The organism is Methylobacterium sp. Leaf106, from assembly GCF_001422895.1.
GTDB lineage: Bacteria > Pseudomonadota > Alphaproteobacteria > Rhizobiales > Beijerinckiaceae > Methylobacterium > Methylobacterium bullatum.
In genome coordinates this window covers 306,533-326,458 of the sequence record NZ_LMNB01000012.1, presented here as the reverse complement: position 1 = coordinate 326,458, position 19,926 = coordinate 306,533, and the positions used below count along the sequence as shown (strand labels likewise).

Genomic DNA, 19,926 nt, shown 5'->3' with positions numbered 1-19,926 from the left:
CAACGGGGTGTCGTCGATCGCGGAACGGGGCGGATCAGGCGCTCTTGCGCACGGGATAGTGCATCAGGCCGTCGAGCCTGCGCCGGAGGATGCCGGCGAGCTTGTCGACGGCGGGCTCCTGGAACAGCGTCTCGTGCGTCGCCGCGATCTTGTGGATGTCGATCCCCCCCCGGACGAGGCCGCCCCAGCCGAGATCCGGCCCGGCGAGGAGATAGGGGACATACGCGTCCGTCGAGCGGAACAGCAGAATGCTCCCGGCATAGGGCTCGGGCGTGTAGCGGCCCTGCGCGGCGAGATAGGCGTTCATGATGAACTGCGCGCGGTACATGTCGGGGATCGGGACGTTCGGGTCGAAGCGCTCCCGCGCGAATTCCGCAGCGCGGCGGCGGCGCTCGATCAGGCGGGACGGCCAGCCCAGCGTGTAGCCGAGGCTCCAGCGGCGGACCGCCCAGAGCCGTTCGACCGTGCTGTGCTGCTGCGCGACGCTGGTGGTCGACAGGGTGTCGAAGAGGACCAGGAGCGCGATGGAATAGCCCGCGCGGGTCAGCTGCTGCGCGACCTCGTAGGCGATCACCCCGCCGCCGGAATAGCCCGCGATCCGGTAGGGACCGTGCGCATCGACCTCGCGGATGGCCGCGATGTAGGAGGCTGCCATCTCCTCGATGGAGTCCAGCGGCGCGAGCCGCCCGTCGGCGCCGCGCGCCTGCAATCCGTAGAAGGGCTGGTCCCGGCCGAGGCGCCGGCTCAGCTTCTCGAAGTTCAGGACGTTGCCCTGGCCGCCATGGATGCAGAAGATCGGGGCACGGGTGGGCACGCCCCGGCAGATCTCCACCAGGGGCGACCAGGCGACGGCCGGCATCGCCAGCACCTTGTCCGACGCCGCCGCCCCTTCGGCCCCGTCCGCCGCGGGTTCCGGGGCGATCATCCCGCCGACCAGGCTCGCCAGCTGGCGCAGGGTGGAGGCGCGGAACAGGGTGGCGATCGGCAGGTCCACGTCGTGGTTCTTGCGGATGCGGGCGAACAACCGGACCGCCAGGAGCGAGAACCCGCCGAGCTCGAAGAAATCGTCCTGGGGACGCACCGCGGGGACGCCGAGCAGGTCCGCCCAGTACCCGCCGATCTGGCGTTCGATCTCGCTCGCGTAATCCGCCTCGCCGCTCTCCGGCCGGGCCGAACGCTGTGCCGCCGGCGGCTTCGGGCGGATCGCGGACAGGGCCTCCCGGCGCAGGTCGGACAGGGCGATCGACGACGCGACGATCCCGGCGCCCCGGCAATCGAAGACCCGGCGGAACAGGTCGGGAGCGTCCGCCGCCATGATGCCGGCTTTCAGCCGCGCTTCGAGGCTCGGCGGATGCGCGTCGGCCTGCGAGGACTTCACGGCGCGGGACACGCTCTGCAGGGTGAAGCCTTCGAAGACGGCGAGCGGCACGCCGTTCACATCGCCGATGACCACGTCGAACCGGGCGGAGGCGCCGTGCTGCAACGCCGTGAGCCGGGCGTGGCTGCGGATCCGGCAGGGCCAGCGCCCCGGCGCGATCCGCATGCGCTCGATCGAGGTCGGAACGTAGACCATGTCGTCGGCCGGGGGCGCGAGGAGATGCAGCCCGAAGGTGGTCGCGATATCGGTGAGCGCGGGATGCGCCGTGATCCCGTCGAGGTCGCCCGCGAACTCGGCGGCCAGTTCGAGTTCGGCCACGGCCTCCCAATCGCCGCGCTCGATCCAGCGTATCGTGTGCCAGCGCGGCCCGAACGTCACGGTCTCGCCCTGCGGGAAGCCGAGGCCCGGAAGCGCGTGCACCCCCTCCCGGCGCGCCGCCCGGCGGGCCACCCGCCGGACCGCCCAGGGCAGGGTCGATCCCGGCCACAGGGTGGCGCGCGCATGCTCGACCCATTCCTCGCCCAGGAGGGGGCGGCTCTCGACGGAGAGGGCGAAGCCTCCGCCGTCGAGGGCCGTCAGCGTGGTGCGCACGAGACGCTTCACGCCCGGCTCGAACACGAGGGGTAGATCGACCGTGAGCCCCCGCAGATCGACGCCGGAGGACGTGAACCCCGCCGTGGCGGCCGCGAGCGCGATCTCGGCATAGGCCGCGCCGGGCAGGATCGGACGGCCGTCGAGGACGTGCTCCGCCAGCACCCACATGCGGGCGGGGTCGTAGAGGGCCTGGAAGGTGATGGCGGTCTCGGTGCGGCCGGTCTCGACCCCGAGGAGCGGGTGACCTTCGGGGGTACCGGACAGGGCCGCTCCCCCGTAGATCCGGGCCGCCATGCCGATATCGCCCCAGATTCCCCATGCCACCGACAGGCCATCACTACGTCGGGCGGCCAGGGCGTCCAGGGCGGTGTTGGCGGCGGCGTAATCGACCTGGCCGGGCGGCCCGATCTGGGCGCTGGTGGAGGAGAACACCACGAACAGGTCGAGGCTTCCTTCCGGCAGCAGCGCGTCGAGGACCAGCCCCCCGGCCAGCTTCGGCGCCATCACCCGGCGGCTCGATTCGACGGTCTTCTCCATGATCGGGCCATCGTCGATGGAGCCGGCCGCGTGGAACACACCGTGGAGCGCGCCGAAGCGCTGCCGCGCGGCGACGACGACCCGCTCCATGGCGGCGCGGTCGGTCACGTCGGCGCTCACCGCGAGGATCTCGGCCCCCTCGGCCTCGAGGTCGCGGATCGCCGCCACATGGGCGGAGGCATCGCGCCCCACCAGCACGAGCCGCGCGGACACGTCGCGCGCCAGCCACCCGGCGAGGGCGAGGCCCAGGCCGCCGAACCCGCCGGTGACGAGATAGACGCCGCGCCGGCGCAGCCGATGGGGAAGCCCCGCCGGCCCCTCGATGCGCGTGGGCACCATCCGCTGAACCAACCGCGTGCCTCCGCGATGGGCCACGAGGTCGACGCCGTGCTCCGCGTCGCACTCCGCCAGGACGAGGGCGGCCTCCGCCACCGGATCCGCGTCGCGGCCGGGGACATCCTCGCCGCCGAGATCGATGAGCTGCGTCGCCAGACCCGGCATCTCACGGGGCAGGACGCGGCACAGGCCGAGCAGGGTCGCGCGCTCCGGGTGGCGGGCCGCATGGTCCGGGGGCGACTGGCTCTCCCGCGTCACGACGCTCAGGCGCTTGGGCACCGCGACGTCGCAATATTGCATCGCCTGGCAGAGGGCGAGAAGGCTGTCGAAGCCCAGTGCCTGTTCGGCGCAGGGGCGCTCCGGGGACGGGTCCGGCGCGCTCGTCGACCAGAGGTGGAGGATGTGATCCGGCGGCATTCCATCCCGGTCGAGGGCCGCGACGAGGTCCCGGTACTGGGTCGGCTGGTCGGGCGTCAGCTGGAACAGGCGGTTGCGGTCGCTGAAGGCCTCGCCTGGACGCACGACGGTCACACGCGCGCCCCGGTTCTCCAGGGCCGCCAGGATCGCGGTGCTCAGTCGCGAGGCGTCGGCGAAGATCAGCCATGTCCGGTCCGGCGCGGCCGCGCGGGGGGCGACGGGCACCGGCATCCAGTGGGGCACCGAGAACCAGTTCTCCATGGACTCGAGCCGCTGGAGCCCGTCCGCCCCGGCATCGAAGGCCACCGGCATCGTCGCCGCCCGCACCGGCTCGATCCAGTGCCGGTGTTTCTCGAAGGCGTAGGTCGGCACGGGAACCCGGCGCGCGTCGTCACTCCCACGGATCGCCGCCCAATCGACGTCATGGCCGCAGGCCCAGACCTTGCCGATCGCGGTCAGGGCGACGCAGACGTCCGATTCCGTGTCCCCCGGCTGGCCCATGGTCGGAGCGATGGCCAGAGGCGCGAAGCCCCCGCCCTCCGCGAGACGCGCGAGGGCACCGAGGCTGTGGCCCGGCCCGATCTCGAGGAGCGCCCGGTCCGGCTCGGCCAGGATCGCCGAAACGCCGGCCGCGAAGCGGACGGTCTGCCGGAGATGCGAGACCCAGTAATCCGGCCGCGTGAGTTCACCCGGCCCGACGAAGGCGCCGCTGAGGTTCGAGACGAAGGGGAGCGTGGGCTCGCGGAGGGCGATCGCGTCCAGGCGCGCGCGGAACCGGTCGAGGAAGGGGTCGAGCATGCGCGAATGGGCGGCGACGTTGATGCGCAGGCGGCGGAACTCGATCCCGTCCTCCGCCAGCCGCCGTTCGAGGGCGGCGATCTCATGGACGGAGCCGGTCGCCACCGTGAGCGTCGCGGCGTTCTCCGCCGCGATGTCGAGGGCGTCACCCATCCGCTCGCGCAGCTCGGCCGAGGGCAGCGACACCGCCAGCATGGCGCCCGCGGGCGCGGCCTCGAAGATCTGCCCGCGCAGGACGACGACGGACAGGGCATCGGCGAGGGACATCACGCCGGCGATGCAGGCGGCGGCATACTCGCCCATGCTGTGCCCGATGACGGCGGCGGGGCGGATGTTCCAGGCGAGCATCATGCGCGCCGTGGCGTATTCGACGATGAACAGGGCCGGGATGGTGTAGCGCGGCCGCGCCAGGAGGGCGGCCGCGGCGGCATCGCCCGGCTCGCTGTCGAGGAGCAGCGCCCGCAGGCCGTCCGGGGCATCGGGCGGCAGCAGCGCGAGGCAGGCCTCCAGCGCCTCGCGGAAGGCCGGCACGTCCCGGTAGAGGTCGCGGCCCATGCCAGGATATTGCGCCCCGCCGCCGGGGAACATGAAGACCGCGCCGACGGTCCCGGCACCGGCGCTGCCCGTTCCCATGCGGCGGTGGGTGTGGCTGGCGAGGATCTCGCACGCACCTGCATGATCGCGGGCGACGACGGCGCAGCGATGCGGGAAGGCGCGGCGGCCGGTCTGGGTGGTGAAGGCCGCGTTCGCCAGGGTGAGGTCCGGCGAGGGATCGGCCAGCGTCTCCCGCCATTTGCGCTTCGCCCCGTCGAGGGCCTCGGCGGTCCGCGCCGACAGGGCGAGGATCTGCCAGTCCCGCGCGGAACCCGGCACAGGCGCGGCCGGGGCCTCTTCCAGGATGACGTGGGCGTTGGTGCCGCCGACCCCGAGGGAGTTCACCGCGGCGCGCCGGGGCGTCCCGGTGCGGGGCCAGGGCCTGGCCGTCGTGACCACGGTGAACGGGCTCGCGGAAAAATCGAACCGGCCGTTGGGCCGGGCGCAGTTGAGGCTCGCGGGGAGTTCCTCGTGGTGCATCGCCAGGGCGACCTTGATCAGGCCCGCGACGCCAGCCGCCGTGTCGAGATGCCCGATATTGGTCTTGAGCGAGCCGATGCCGCAGAACTGGCGCCGGCCGGGGACGGAATAGGCCTCGCTCAGGGCCGCGAGCTCGATGGGGTCTCCCACCGGCGTGCCGGTCCCATGGGCTTCGATGTAGCTGACGCTGCCGGGGTCGACCCCCCCGACCGCGAGGGCCTCGGCCGCCGCGCGAGCCTGTCCCTCGACGCTGGGTGCGAGGTAGCCGGCCTTGGTCGAGCCGTCGTTGTTGACGGCGGAACCGCAGATGACCGCGTAGATGTGGTCGCCGGCGGCGACCGCGTCTTCCAGCCGGCGCAGGGCCACGATGCCGGCCCCGCTGCCGAACAGGGTGCCGTTGGCCTCGTCGTCGAAGGCGCGGCAATGCCCGTCCGGCGACAGGATCTCGCCTTCGGCGGCGCGATAACCCTGCCGGTGCGGCACCTCGATGGTGACGCCGCCGGCCAAAGCCATGTCGCATTCACCCGAGAGCAGGCTCTGGATCGCGAAATGGACCGCGACCAGGGAGGTCGAGCAGGCGGTCTGCACCGAGATGCTCGGACCCTGCAGGTCGAGGAGGTAGGAGGCCCGGGTGGCGAGGAAGTCCTTGTCGTTGCCCGTATGACGCAGGAGGAAGAGCCCCACCTGTTCGACGAGCTCGGCATTGGTGAGCAGGTTGTTGGCGAAATAGGCCTGCATCCCGCAGCCCGCGAAGACGCCGATGGCCCCCGCGAACGCCTCGGGACGATGGCCCGCATCCTCCAGCGCCTCCCAGGCGCATTCGAGGAAATGCCGGTGCTGGGGGTCGAGGATGGCCGCTTCCCGAGGGCTCAGGCCGAAGAAGCCCGCATCGAACGCTTCCATGTCGGGCAGGACCATGCCGGCCTTGACGTAGCGCGGGTCGCGCAGATGCGCGGCGGAGACGCCGGAGGCCAGCAGTTCCTCGTCGCTGAACCAATGGGTCGCCTCGCGTCCCGACTTCAGCAGACGCCAGAGCTCGCCGGTCGTGGCGGCGTCCGGGAAACGCCCCGCCATGCCGATGATGGCGATCCGGCCCGGTGCATCACCTGCTGTGTCGGGGGTCGGCGAAAACATGGCGTACCTCACGTATTCTGTGGTGACCGAGGGCTCAGGCGACCGTCGCCGGCATTTCCTGGCGGCGTCGGAGCGCCTGCCGCGCCTTGGCCCGGTCGTGTCCCCGGTCCGACGCCGAGGGACCGGTGGCGAATCCTCCGAGATGCAGCGAGAGGGTGCGGATCGTGGGGAAGCGGAACAGGTCGGTGATCGCGATGTCCCGGCGGAGCTCCTCGCCGAGGCGGCGCTGGACCTGAACCACGAGGAGGGAGTGACCGCCGAGGTCGAAGAAGTTTTCCGTGGTGGCGACCACTTGGCGACCGAGCGCTTCACCCCAGATGCCGGCGATCAGGGCCTCCAGCGCACTCATCGGCGCCTCGGGCGATGCCGATTGCGTCTCCGGTGACCGATGCGGCGCCGGCAGCGCGCCGCGATCGACCTTGCCGTTCAGGGTCATCGGGAGGGCAGGCAAGACCACGATCACGGCCGGGACCATGAAGGCGGGCAGGGTCGAGGCCACCGCCTCGCGCAGGGCCTCGGGCCGCAGGGTCGCGCCGTCCCTGGCGGTGACGTAGCCCACCAGGCGCTGGTCGCCGTCGGTATCCTCCCGCGCCACCACGACGGCGGCGGCGATGCCGGTCTGCCGCGCCAATGCGGCCTCGATCTCGCCGAGCTCGATCCGGTGCCCCCGGACCTTGACCTGGTGATCGAGCCGCCCGAGGAAAACGAGCCCTCCCGAGGCGTCCCGGCGGACGAGGTCGCCCGTCCGGTAGAGCCGTCCCGGACCGAACGGATTGGGAATGAACCGCTCCGCCGTCAGCGCGTCGCGTCCGAGATAGCCACGGGCGAGGCCCTCGCCGCCGATATGGAGCTCGCCCGCCAGATAGGCCGGGCACGGGCGCCGGTGCGCGTCGAGCACGTGCAAGGTGGTGTTGGCGATGGGTTCGCCGAGGGCCACGCCGCGTTCCACGCCGTCGATCTCGACCACGGCCGACCAGATCGTCGTCTCCGTCGGCCCGTACATGCCGAGGAATCTGCCGGGCAGGAGGTCGCGCAGCCGGCGGGCGAGGTCCGCGCTCAGGGCCTCGCCGCCCACCATCATGGTGCCGAGCTGCGCGAGGGCGCGCCGGCCCGCCGCATCGGCCACCAGCATCCGGGCCATGGAGGGGGTGCACTGGAAGTGGGTGACCCGGTGCCGGACGATGTCCTCCGGCACCGAGGCCGGCGCGGTGGAGGTGAGGGTTCCGGCCAGAACCATCAGGCGTTTCAGATGCTCGAGATGGTCGAGGGCGAGATCGGTGGGCACCCCGAAATCGACGAGGCAGGCGATCTCGTCGGTCCCGATGCGCCGCACCGCCTCGACCATGCCGAGGCAGGATTCCGGGGTGCCGAACAGGCCGCCGGTGCGGTGATAGCGCTCGAAGGCGTGGTCCAGCAGCGCGTCGCGATCGGCGGGCGACAGGTCTTCGGCGTCGAGGATCTCGGCCGGCGTGCGGCCGTCGGAGGCCGCGCGCTGGACGAAGGTCGGGAAGGTCCAGGCGGCCTGCCTGACCAGATCCATCGCGCTGCCGAGGTAGCGCTTCATCGGCTCGCGGACGGTCTCGCGGACCGCATCCTCGTCCTCGCCCACGAAAGTGTGGAGCATGAGGGTCACATGGCCCTCGCCGGCATGTCCGGAATCCCGCCAGGCCTGGCGGTACTGCCGGATCTTGTCGGCCAGTTCCTCGAGGGTCTGGCCGAGGAGATGGGTGAGGACGCCGCATCCCAGCCGCCCGGCCTGGACGAAGGTGTCGGGATTGCCGGCGGCCGTGAGCCACATCGGCAGTTCGGGCTGGATCGGCCGGGGCATCGTGCCGATCTCCACGACCTTGCCCAGCGGATTGGGAAACGGCAGGCGCTCGCCGCGCCAGAGGCGGCGGATGTCGTCGATCTGCCCCGCCATTCTCTCCTTGCGCTCGGCGAAGCGCTCGGGCGCCAGCACGAAGTCGTTCGGCTGCCAGCCCGAGGCGAAGGCGATCCCGGCCCGGCCCTTCGACAGGTTGTCGATCATCGCCCAGTCTTCGGCCACGCGCAGGGGATGGTGGAGCGGCAGGACGCAGCTGCCGGCGCGGATCTTGACGCGCTCGGTGCAGGCGGCGAGGGCGGCGGCGCTCAGCGCGGCATTGGGGTAGAGGCCCCCGAAGGCGTGGAAATGCCGCTCCGGCGTCCACACCGCCTCGAAGCCGTTGCGGTCGGCGAAACGCGCGCCCTCCAGCAGCAGGCGGTACTTGTCCTGCGGGTCCGCCGCGTCGTCGTTCGAGAAGTAGAACAGGCTGAAGCCGGGGCCGGGACTCGGCTCGGAGCGCTGGCCGTGCAGCACCACCGTGAAGCCGCGCGCCAGGGTCCAGAGGATTTCGAGCACCGAGATGTCGAAGGACAGGCTCGTCGCCGCGAGCCAGATGCCGGGGGGGTCGTGCGGGATGCGGGCATCCATGCCGGCGCAGAAATTCATCAGGTTGCGATGGGTGATCGCCACACCCTTGGGCCGGCCGGTGGAACCCGAGGTGTAGATGACGTAGGCGAGATCCTGCCCGCCGGCGCGACCGGGCGGCGGCGCGGCCTCGCCTTGGGCTTCCGCAGTGTAGAGCACCGTGGCCGGAGCGAAGGCGAGGCGCTCCTGGATCGGGCGGCTCGTCAGCAGCACCTCGGCGCCGGAATCCTCCAGCATGTAGGCGAGGCGCTCGCGCGGGTATTCGGCATCGAGGGGCAGGTAGGCCGCCCCCGCCTTCAGGGTCGCCAGGACGGCGACGACGAGGTCGGGCATCCGCTCGTGGCAGATGCCGACGATGGTGCCCGGCCCGATGCCGGCCGCGACGAGGCGGCCGGCGAGCTCCCCGGCGGCGCGGTCGAGCTCGCCATAGGTGAGGCGGGTTTTGCCGGCGACCACGGCGTCCCGCTCGGGCAGCTCGGCCGCCCTGGCGGCGATCTCGTCGTGGATGCCGCGATCCTCCGCGAAGGGCGCGGTGGTGGCGTTGAGCGCCGCCACGATGGCCGCCTCTTCCTCCGGCACGAGGGGGAGCGCGCCGAGGCGAATCTCGGGATCGGCCAGGAAGATTTGGAGGAAGGCCGCGAACTGCCCGGCTATGGCTTGCGCGACCTCGGCCTCGAAGGTCCGGCCGCAGACGAGGAGCTCCGCCCGGCTTTCACCCTCGCTCAGGACCAGCACAAGTTCGGAGCCGGTACGCGCCAGGAGACCCGGTTTCGTACCGCCATGGACCAGGCCGATCTTGCGCCATGCGACGGCCCTTTCGCGCATGTCCGGCGAGGCGGCGCGTTGCGGGAGATCGGCGGCCAGAAGGCCCCTGGCGGCGAGGTCGGCGCGCTCGGCTGCGAACGCCGCCCGGAGCTCCGCGACAGAACCGTCCCGGTCGACGGCCAGGGTCAGGGGGCGGTCCGGCAGGAACCACGGCCAAGTATCGCGTTCGGAATCTGCGGTGGCCTCGCTGAGCCCCAGCGTGATCCGGGGCGTGTCGCAGACGAGGCCGATCCAGGCGAGGAAAGCCGCCGCCGCGTCGTCCGCGCTCGCCGTCCGGGCAAGCGGGATGGCGATGGCATGCGGTGCGGCCTCGGAGCCCCCGGCCCCGCGACGGGGATAGGGCAATGTCGGCGCGGCGACATCGGCCAGGCGCTCGATCCAGAACGCCTCGTGGGCGGCGGCGAGGCGCTGGGCGGCGGCGATCGCCTCGGCGCGCGGGCCTTCGATCTCGGGCAGGACCGTGCCGGGGCTGAACAGGGAGCCGGCCGGCTCGCCGCGCAGGGTCGTGAGGCCGGAAAGGACGATCTCGCGATCCGCCGTCGCGACGGACACGAGATCGGGCCCCACCCGCGTGATCGTGCCGGGACGGAGGTGACCGGAGGCGGGACCGATCTCCGCGCCCCGGACCAGGACCAGATCCTGCCCGGTGAAGATCTTCGGGCGCGCCAGCGGATTGGGCACCGGGCCGAAATCGAGGGCGCGGACGAGGGCGGCGATCCGGGCGGCGGGCTGGCGGAAATCGAGGGTCGCCGCGCCATCTGGGCGCTTGAGCCGGCCATGGTAGAGGCGCTCGCCCCGCTGCGGACTCGCTTCCACGCGGCCCGAGACGAGCCCGTCGAGCAGGGCGGAAAAGCTTGAGGCGCCGGCTTCGTAGCAGCGGCCGTTGAGGCTGAAGACGGTATCAGTGGGCAGGATGTCGAAATGCTCCTGCGCCAGGATCGCGCCGGTATCGATGGTCTCGTCGATCTGATGCCAGGTCACGCCGTGCGAGGTCTCCCCGGCGAGGATCGCCCAGGTCGTGGCATGGAGGCCGGCATGCCTCGGCAGGGGGCCATCGTGAAAGTTGATCGCCCGGCGCCGGACTCGGGCGAGGATGGCGGGCGGAATCACGTCGAGGTTGCCGACGCTGAACAGGAAATCGACCGGCACGTGGCCCTGGCCCGCTTTCAGGTACGCGTCCTTGTCGATGAGGGTGAGTCCAACACGGCGCGCCCAGTCGGCGGCGCGGGGATCTCGCGTGACGACGGCGGAGATCGCATGCCCGGCGGCGAGAAAAAGCTCCGCGCATCGGATCAGCAGCGTCCCGTCGCCGATGAAGCAGGCGGTGGGTCTCGCATCGTCCTCGGCGTGATGGGCGACCGTATCGTCCCGAGGACGGTTCCCGATGAATTCCATCTCGACAGGCTCCGGCACCGCTGTACGTCAGGGGGATCGATGATTGGGAACAAGAAACGAGATTTCGAATTTTCAAATTCGAGACAAAATGCTCGTTCCGGCAAACAAAGACATGAATTTCGACGAATTATTGAGGCAATGATCGAATAGGGGCCAACGATCCGGATAGAAATCGTACCGACCGTCATTCCTGAAAGGGATTATTGAGACGAACCCGGACCCGCATGACGGGCCGAACTCGTTTCCTCGACCTTTCAAATAAAAGATGCGGCGTTAATCCCCTCAAGAGAAGCACTACTTCGGATTACTGAGCTTTTTCCCCGATGGCGCCCCGTCGCCGCGGGCGGATTTCAATTGCGGCGCCCCCTGGGCCAGCGGCGGGCGCATGAGCGACGAAACCGGAAGACGCGAGGCCCGGACCGTGTCGTGGGCCTCGCCGTCCGGGCCGGCACCTCCGTCGTCGGGAAACGCCTTCCCGGCGGGGGCGGCATTGGCGGAGGACGGCGCGGCGGCGTTCGCCTGGGGCCGCCCGCGATTCGGGCGCGGAGCCACGCGGCGGAGGACGGAGGGCGTCGGCAGCGCTTTCGGCTTCGATGGGGCGATGCCCCTCGCGAAGGTCAGCGCGTCGAGGGAGGCGAAGGTGGCGCCGCCGAGCGTCAGCCATCTCGGGCGCAGGTCGCTCACGGGCGCGTCGTCCACCGGCGCGACCTCCCGGACCCTGGCCGCAGCGGCCCGCGCCGCGCCGGACCCGCCCTCCGCGGCGTCGGCTTTCGCGACGTCGCCCTTCGCATCGGCATCGATCGACGCCAGCTCCATCCGCGCCGGGCCATCGCCATCGCGGGCGAGCCCGACCTCCGCCAGGGCGGTCTCGGCCACCCGGCGCCCCTCATCCGCCAGCGCCTGCGCGCGGATCGCCGCATCGGCGCGGGCCTGGAGATCCGCGGCCTCGGACCGGAGGGTGGAGACCTCCCCGCGGCTGGCCTCGAACTGCCCTTCGAGGCGCCGGAGCGCCTGCTCGCGGTCATCCGCGCGGGCGGACAGAAGCTGGCGATCGTATTGCGTCCGCTTCAGGTCGGCCTCCACGGCCTCCAAAGCCCGGCGCCCTTCATCGACCTGCCGGCCCAGAAGGGAGCGGGCGATCTCGGCCGCGTCCTTCTCGGAGCGAAGCGCCAGGGCGAGGGTCGTGATCCTGTCCTCGGCCTGCTGCAAGGCGGCCCGATGCCCGTCCTGCTCCTGGCGTGCCTCGCGCGCTCCCACGGACCGGGTCGTCTCGACCACGAGGCCGAACACGATCGCGCTGAGTATGGAGGTGGTGGCCAGCAGCCAATAGAGGTTGCCCGAGAAGCGGGAGCCCGGCCGAATCGGGCCGACGAGGTCGGCATGGTCGTGCCGGAACGACTCGGCCCACCCCCCTCCCCCGGGGAGCGGCGCGCGGACCGAACCGACCTGCGCCGCATCGCCGGAACCGAGCGATCTTTTGGAGCCGGCAAAGCTGTCATGAGCGTGCAACCACCTGCCCAACATATCGAATCTCACATCACCGCAGCTGTATGACGCCGATTGTACCTCGCGCTGCCAGTCGTTGGAGATCGAAAGAGACCTACTCCGAACGGACGATCTCGACGTATGACCGGCCCCGAACGATCCGAGCGGAATCTATACAGTCGCTGAATTTGAGACGCCGTAGGAATCCCCGAGTGCACCTCTCAATGTTCGCACCAAGAACCACCACACATTAACATCCGCATAGAGCTTTCGGATGGCTCGGCGAAGTCGGAAGCCGGCATCGATCAAATGGGATGACCAAAAAAGGATTAGCTAACCCATTTTTCATTGACGATCAGATTGTTCCAATTCATACCTGACTCTCAATTTAATGTATCGATTTGTACATTACTTGAAAACGGAGTGGTCGATTTATTCAATGCGAATCGGTGGGGGTCCAGCGATGATTCATGTATCCGGAACTACCTTTCCACGACTCACTATTGCTCCCGCAAAACGTCCGGCGACCGTCATTAGCGGTGGAACGGCGCTCTACAGAGAAGGCTTACGCTACATCTTGATAAAGAGCGGCTTCGATGTCGTTTCCATGGTGGGAAGCCTGGATCAGGCCCAGGATTTTACCGAAACATTTGATTCGAATTTGATTATCATCATGAGTATTCAACCGACCGCGGACGCGCCGACCGAAGAGATCATCAATGCTCGTCTTCGCTTCCCGAATAGCTTCATCATCTGCATCTGCGCGACCTGTGAAGTCGAGCATGTGGCACCGATGCTGGAATGCGGCGCGGCGGCCATCCTTCTGTCCAGCGCTGGTTCGGATACGCTGGTGCAGGCGCTGGAACTGATCCTCCTCGATCACTGCGTCGTGCCGCACCTGTCGGTTCGCGCGCATGTGAAGGCCGAGCCATGCGAGGAAGAGGATCAGGCGCCCACCGGCGAGGATCGAGCTCCCTCGGAGGATCAGGCGTTCCATCTCTCGGAGCGGGAGCTCAGCATCATCGCCTGTCTGATCAAGGGCGATTCGAACCGCGCGATCGCCGAGCGCCTGTCCATTGCCGAGGGACGCGTGAAGGGGAACGTCAAGGCGATCCTCCGAAAGATCAATGTACGAAACAGAACACAGGCCGCGCTCTGGGGTATCAAATACTGCAACGCCGGGGACCGGAGCCGTCTGGTCGCGCATCATCCGGGTGTGGCGTCCCTGAACGACGTGCTCGAAGAGATGGCGACCGTCTAACAGTACCGTCGAGGCGTTCCCTCATCCTGAAGCGCCGCGTAGCGACTGTGAGAGAGCCTTCCAGTGACCGCTTTGGTCTCTGGAGGGCTCCCTCAAAGCCTCCGCCACGCTCCGGCACCTCAGGATGAGGTGGTCTGATTGGATGCTCCGCTTTGGCAGGAACATCCGCTTAAGAATCCGATCAGACAGATGGGTTGTTTATCCAAGGCTTCACCTCATCCTGAGGTGCCGCGCAGCGGCCTCGAAGGAGACTTCCAGTCATCGCGAGATCCCTGGAGGGCTCCTTCGAGGCCCTTTGCTGCAGCAAAGGGCACCTCAGGATGAGGTGGTTTGATTGGATGTTCTGCTTTGGCATGAGCAACAGCTGAGACATCCAACCAAATCGGCCTCACGCGACCTCCCCTCTCGGCCGGCACCTGGTCGATGCAGGGCGACAATCCTCCCAATGAAGACTTGAACTACACCTCATAACATTCGGCCCGACCGGCACACTGTCAGGCCGGCGCTTGCCCTCGCACGCTATATCGCGATGCCCCGGCCAACCCCGCCACGCCCAACCGTACACCATCGCGTCGCGTGGCCCTTCGGATGACGCGACGCCCGCGCCCCGCCGGCACCGCACATCAGCGCTCATCGCCGGTCGATCGGAGTGGATGAAGCCTGCCGCACCGGGAATTGTCTCGACTAACCCCTTCGCGCACCAGATCGGCTTGATTTGACACTATCGAAGACATCACGGTTCCATAGTTATTAGTCCGATTGTTCTTTTGATTTACCAGAACCATCACTTTAAATTGAATATCAAGACTGATGTAGATCGTTTTCATGACGTGATGGAAAGAGAGCCATGAACGCAAAAATTGCTGTCACGGGGGCGGGCGGATATATTGGATCCGTCATGGTCGGAGAGTTGCTGCGCAGCGGGTACAGGGTCAGGGCCATCGACGCATTCTACTTTGGAACGCCATGTCTTTCGAAGTATGACGGCCATCCGAAACTCGAGATCGTCAAGCAGGACATCAGGACCATCGATCACCGCGCCTATGACGATTGCGATTATGCCATCGATCTGGCCGCTCTATCCAACGATCCGTCCGGCGACCTCGACCCGGAACTGACACGGTCCATCAACGAGAAGGGCCGCATCCGGGCCGCGATGGCCGCCAAGCGCGCCGGCGTCCGCCGCTACCTCTTCGCCAGCTCCTGCGCGGTCTACGGTGCCGGCCAGGACCTGTTCCTCGCCGAGGACACGCCGCTGCGCCCGCTCACCATCTACGCGCAGACCTGCACCAGGGCCGAAGAGGCCGTGCTCGCCCTGAATACCGGCCATTTCGTCGCCACCGCGCTGAGGAACGCCACCGTCTTCGGCCTGTCGCCGCGCATGCGCTTCGACCTCGTCGTCAACCAGATGACTGTCGACGCCCTGGATCGCGGCCGCATCACGGTGGGGGGGGATGGTTCGCAATGGCGCCCCCTGGTCCATGTGCGGGACGTGGCCGCCGCGTTCCTCGGCGCCCTGCGCGCTCCCGCCGGAGCCGTCGCCGGGGAGGCCTTCAACGTCGGCTGGGACAATCGCCAGATCGTCGACATCGCGCTCGCGGTGAAGAACACCGTCACGAGGCCGAGCGAGATCGAGTTCATGCCCGGCGGACCCGACCGGCGCGATTACCATGTGAGCTTCGCCAAGGCGCGTGAACACTTCGGCTTCGGGGCACGGTACCGGATCGAAGACGCCGTCATCGAGATCCAGAACGCCATCGAAGCCAAGCTCCTGCGCAACACGCCGGCCTGCAACACGGTCAAGTGGTACAAGATGCTGCTCGCCGATCCGCTCCAGGGGTTGAGCCTGCCCCTCGCGGCCGAGGAGACCGTCGCCGCGAGCCCGGGCGTCTTCCCCCGCCCGCAATTCGAGACCGCCGCGGACGGGGCGCGCGCCTGAGAGCCGATCCGGACCCGCGCCTCCCATCGACCGGCTCAAGAGCGCCGTGTCGCAGGTTTTCGATCGCAGAACCGGGGGCCACTCCTGCGAAACCTGCTTTGGAGGACAGCCATGCGAGCCTATGACGTGCCTTCCTCGTCCCCGGTCCGACGGCCGGATGGCGGCTCCCCGCTCTCCGTCCGTCATGTCATCATCGAGAACAAGGAGGGATATCCCTCCTTCGCCAACGGTATTCATCAGAATACCCGCTCCCTCGTCACCGAACAGACCCTGTCGGGCGAGGCGTCCCGCATCCTGTTCCTGTCGCGCGATCCGCACGGGATGACGGTGCCGGCGGGCATCCGAATGGATCATGTCCCGCTGGAGGGGCTCAGGATCCTCGGCCGCACGGTGAGCCTGTCGCGCCGCTCCCGCGAGGCCTTCCTCGACGGGGCCGACACGCGGACGGTCTTCCACTTCCACGGCGCGCGCCAACCGCTCCTGGTCTCGCTGACGCGGATGCTGCGCCGGCGCGGCATCCCCTACGTCATCAGCCTCCACGCCTGCTTCTCGCATTTCTACGACCGGGCCGGCCGGCTGGTGAAGCCGTCGACCGCCCTCTACGTCCGGCTGCTGGAGCGGCGGGTTCTGGAAGGCGCGCGCTTCGTCCACGTCATCACCGCCCTGGAACAGGCCGAGCTGCGCCGCCTGGCGCCCAAGGCCCGGTCGGTCCTCGTGCCCCACGGGGTCTATTCGAGCGCGCTCGGCGGGCGGCCGGGATTGGTCGACAGGCCCGGCCCGGCCGGAGGCTCGCCGGTCTTCGGCTTCTGCGGCCGGCTCGCCACGTTCCACAAGGGCCTCGACCTCCTGATCGAAGGGTTCGCCCTCTACCGGCGGCAGGGCGGCGCGGGTCGCCTCGTCGTCATGGGTCCCGGCGACGAGCGCGAGGCGCTGGCGGCGACGGCCCTCCGCCTCGGAATCGGGTCCGCCGTGACCTTCGAGGGGCCGCGCTACGGAGCCGACCGGGACGAGGTCGTCCGGGCCTGGGACTTCTTCGCCTTTCCCTCGCGCCTCGACCGCTGGCCGACGGCGGCGCTCGAAGCCCAGATCCTCGGCGTACCGCTCCTCATCACCGCCGAGGCGGGGATGACCGAGGCGATGGCACGGCAAGGCGCCGGCCTCCTCATCGAGGATCTGACGGCCGAGGCCGTGGCCGCGTCCCTCGCCCGGGCCGCGTCCCTCGATTCCGCGGAATGGCAGGCGATGTCGCGCGGCGCCCACCGGATGGGATGCTCGGCCGACTGGACCGTGGTCGCGGCGCGCCTGCACGCCCTCTACCGAACCACACCGGCATCGCCGGCCCTCACCGAAGACATGGAGGCAACGGATGGCAGTCCCGTTCTATAGGCATGCGCTCTCGCCCGACTACGCCGTGCGGGTCGCCTCGGTCCTGGGGAGCGCGTTCCTGACGACCGGCCCCGAGGGGGCGCGCGTGGAGGACCTGCTGCGGGACTTCTTCGGCGTGCCGCATGCGAAGCTGACCTCGAGCTGGACGCAAGGGGCGGTGGCGACCCTCCTCGCCCTGGGGATCGGCCCCGGCGACGAGGTCATCGTACCGGCCATGACCTTCGCGGCGACCGCCAACGTGGTGCGCCTCGTCGGCGCGACGCCGGTCTTCGTCGACAGCGACCCGAACACGCTCCTCATCGATCTCGCTCTCGCGGCGGCGGCCGTGACGGAGCGGACGCGGGCGATCATCCCCGTCCATCTCTACGGCCAGATGGTGGACATCCCGGCCCTGAGGACGGCGATCCCGGCCTCGATCCGGATCATCGAGGACGCGGCCCATTGCTTCGAGGGCAGCCGGAACGGGCGCCGGCCGGGGCAGGACGGCGACGCGGCGATCTTCTCCTTCTACGCCACGAAGAACGTGACCTGCGGCGAGGGCGGCGCCGTCGTCACCAGTGATCCCAACCTCGCCCGGACCCTGGTGCAAACGGTGCTGCACGGGATGTCCGCCGGCGCGGCCCAACGCTTCCAGGGCGGCACCTACAACCATTGGGACATCGACCGCCTCGGCACCAAGGCCAATCTGCCGGACCTGCTCGCCGTGCTGCTCGCGCCCCAGATCGAGCAGGTCGAGGTCCAGTGCGCGAGGCGCGAGGCTTTGAGCCGGCGCTACGAGGCCGCGCTCGCCGACACCCCGTTCACCTGGCCGGCCCTGGAGCCGGGCGTGGTCTCGGCCCGGCACCTGTTCCCGATCCACGTCCCAGACGGGCGCCGCGACGACATGCTCCGGGCGCTGGGCGAGGCCCGCATCGGCACGACGGTGAATTACCGCAGCGTGCCCACCCTGACCCTCTACCGCGACGTACCGGAAGCCTCGTCCCTGCCCGTCGCCCGGGAATGGGGCGAGGGCACGCTCTCGCTGCCGCTCTTCCCGGATCTGCGCATCGACGAGCAGGACGAGGTGATCGAGACCGTGCTGGCCCAGGCCTCCGCGTTCTGGCCGAAACCCGCCCTGCGGACCGCGACCCGACGGTGAACACGGGCCTCCCGAAACCCGTTCCCCGTCCTTCCAACCCCTGACCTCATCCTGAGGCGCCGCGAAGCGGCCTCGAAGGAGGGCTCCAGTATTCGCCAAGCGAACTGGAGGGCTCCTTCGAGGCCCTTTGCGTGCGCAAAGGGCACCTCAGGATGAGGTGAGAGGGTGGGAAGATCGGTCGTCTTGCAACGATACCGACTTCCCCAAGTAAACTCCTCAAGTAGAACCGACACACGAAAGCCGCCCCGCAGTCGCGGGGCGGCTTTCGCTCGGTCGGTGCCTTCGCGGGACTACCCCGCGGCGACCGCGAGTTCCGGCAGCACCGCGCCCTGCGGCTCGGTCAGGTCGATCCGTGGCGCCGGGCGCTCTACCGCGACGCTGCGCCGGCCGATGCCCACGTGGCGGAAGCCCGCCTCCGCGGCTTCCGCCGCCGGGATGATGTTGCGGTAATCGACGAGGACCGGCCCCGCCATGCGCGAGCGGAGACGGGCGAGGTCGAGGGTGCGGAACGCGCTCCATTCCGTCACGACCGCCACCGCGTGGGCGCCGGCCACGCAGCTATAGGGATCGGTGGCGTAGGCGATGTCGGGCATGAGCGCCCTCGCCTGGTCCATCCCCTGCGGGTCGTAGGCCCGCACCTCGGCGCCCTCGTCCTGCAGGGCGGTGATGATCGAGGTGGCCGGCGCCTCGCGGACATCGTCGGTATCCGCCTTGAAGGTCAGGCCGAGCACGGCGATGGTCAGCCCCCGCACGGAGCCGCCGCAGGCCTTGATGAGGCGGCGCGCCATCGATCGCTTGCGCTGCTCGTTGGCGGCCGCCACCGTCTCGATGATGCGGGAGGGGACGCCGTAATCCTGCGCCGACTTGATCAGCGCCTGGATGTCCTTCGGGAAGCACGACCCGCCGAAGCCGGGGCCGGGCTGGAGGAACTGCGCGCCGATCCGCCGGTCGAGGCCGATCCCGTAGGCGACTCCCGCCACATCCGCATCCGCCCGCTCGCAGAGATCGGCCATCTCGTTGACGAAGCCGATCTTCATGGCGAGGAAGGCGTTGGCGGCGTATTTCACCAGCTCGGCGGTGCGCCGGGTGGTGAAGAACAGCGGCACCGCGGCCTCCGCCAGGGGCCGGTAGAGGTTGGTCATGATCGCCCGCGCCCGCTCGTCCTGGGTGCCGATGACGATCCGGTCGGGATGCTGGAAATCCGCGATGGCCGCGCCTTCGCGCAGGAATTCCGGGTTCGAGACGACGGCGAAGGCCCCCTGGGGCTGGACGACGCGCATGATGTGCTCGACCCGGTCCCCCGTGCCCACCGGGACGGTCGATTTCGTCACCACCACGGTATAGCCCTGGATCGCTTGCGCGATGTCGCGGCAACAGGCGAAGACGTGGGCGAGGTCGGCGTGGCCGTCACCGCGCCGGGCGGGCGTGCCGACGGCGATGAACACCACCTCCGCGTCGCGGACCGCCGCCGCGAGATCGGTGCCGAAAGTCAGCCGCCCGGCCGCGACGTTGTCGGCCACGAGGGCATCGAGATGCGGCTCGTAGATCGGCATCCGGCCGGCGCACAGGGCGGCGATCCGCTGAGGGTCCTTGTCCACGCAATGCACATGGTGCCCGAATTGGGCGAAGCACGCCCCGGATACGAGCCCGACATATCCGACGCCGATGACCGCCACCCGCATTCCAGCCTCCATGGATCGTTCAGATCAGCAAAGGCGGCCGCTCGTATCGAACAGCAACCGCCGCAAGCGACAACCTTAAAATATCATCCTGTCTTGGA

At 69.3% G+C, this 19,926-nt stretch carries 8 protein-coding genes; 4 read left to right on the top strand and 4 right to left on the bottom strand.

The genetic code is table 11. The features are described from left to right. Positions 1 to 34 precede the first annotated feature (34 nt). The 3 genes from ASF34_RS09360 to ASF34_RS09350 all read right to left on the bottom strand — a co-directional run bounded on the left by ASF34_RS09360 (position 35) and on the right by ASF34_RS09350 (position 12,461). The gene (locus ASF34_RS09360; RefSeq protein ID WP_056160696.1) at positions 35 to 6,268 is read right to left on the bottom strand and encodes a type I polyketide synthase; all 6,234 of its coding nucleotides are present in this window, start codon (positions 6,266 to 6,268) and stop codon (positions 35 to 37) included. Positions 6,269 to 6,302: 34 nt separating this feature from the next. Then, positions 6,303 to 10,937 (bottom strand): MupA/Atu3671 family FMN-dependent luciferase-like monooxygenase, encoded by a 4,635-nt coding sequence (locus ASF34_RS09355; protein WP_056160694.1) that lies wholly within the window; start codon positions 10,935 to 10,937, stop codon positions 6,303 to 6,305. A gap of 294 nt (positions 10,938 to 11,231) precedes the next feature. Further along, a complete protein-coding gene (locus ASF34_RS09350; RefSeq protein WP_156465685.1) occupies positions 11,232 to 12,461 on the bottom strand; it encodes a hypothetical protein in 1,230 nt (409 codons plus the stop codon). Between the two features lie 424 nt (positions 12,462 to 12,885). Here ASF34_RS09350 and ASF34_RS09345 point away from each other — a divergent pair, with 424 nt between their 5' ends. The 4 genes from ASF34_RS09345 (at position 12,886) to ASF34_RS09330 (ending at position 18,146) form a co-directional block, all read left to right on the top strand. Further along, on the top strand, positions 12,886 to 13,683 hold the full coding sequence (locus ASF34_RS09345) for a response regulator transcription factor (RefSeq protein WP_162240033.1): 798 nt from the start codon (positions 12,886 to 12,888) through the stop codon (positions 13,681 to 13,683). A gap of 847 nt (positions 13,684 to 14,530) precedes the next feature. After that, entirely contained in the window at positions 14,531 to 15,622 is a 1,092-nt protein-coding gene (locus ASF34_RS09340) for an NAD-dependent epimerase/dehydratase family protein (protein WP_082494122.1), read from the top strand. Between the two features lie 111 nt (positions 15,623 to 15,733). Beyond that, positions 15,734 to 17,008, top strand: coding sequence for a glycosyltransferase (locus tag ASF34_RS09335; protein ID WP_056160687.1), 1,275 nt, complete (start codon positions 15,734 to 15,736; stop codon positions 17,006 to 17,008). Further along, positions 16,989 to 18,146, top strand: a complete 1,158-nt coding sequence (locus tag ASF34_RS09330) for a DegT/DnrJ/EryC1/StrS family aminotransferase (RefSeq protein ID WP_056160686.1) — start codon at positions 16,989 to 16,991, stop codon at positions 18,144 to 18,146. Before ASF34_RS09335 ends, ASF34_RS09330 begins: the two co-directional genes overlap by 20 nt. 290 nt (positions 18,147 to 18,436) lie before the next feature. Here the strand turns inward: ASF34_RS09330 and ASF34_RS09325 are convergent, their stop codons facing one another. After that, positions 18,437 to 19,828 (bottom strand): UDP-glucose dehydrogenase family protein, encoded by a 1,392-nt coding sequence (locus ASF34_RS09325; RefSeq protein WP_056160684.1) that lies wholly within the window; start codon positions 19,826 to 19,828, stop codon positions 18,437 to 18,439. Positions 19,829 to 19,926: the final 98 nt, after the last annotated feature.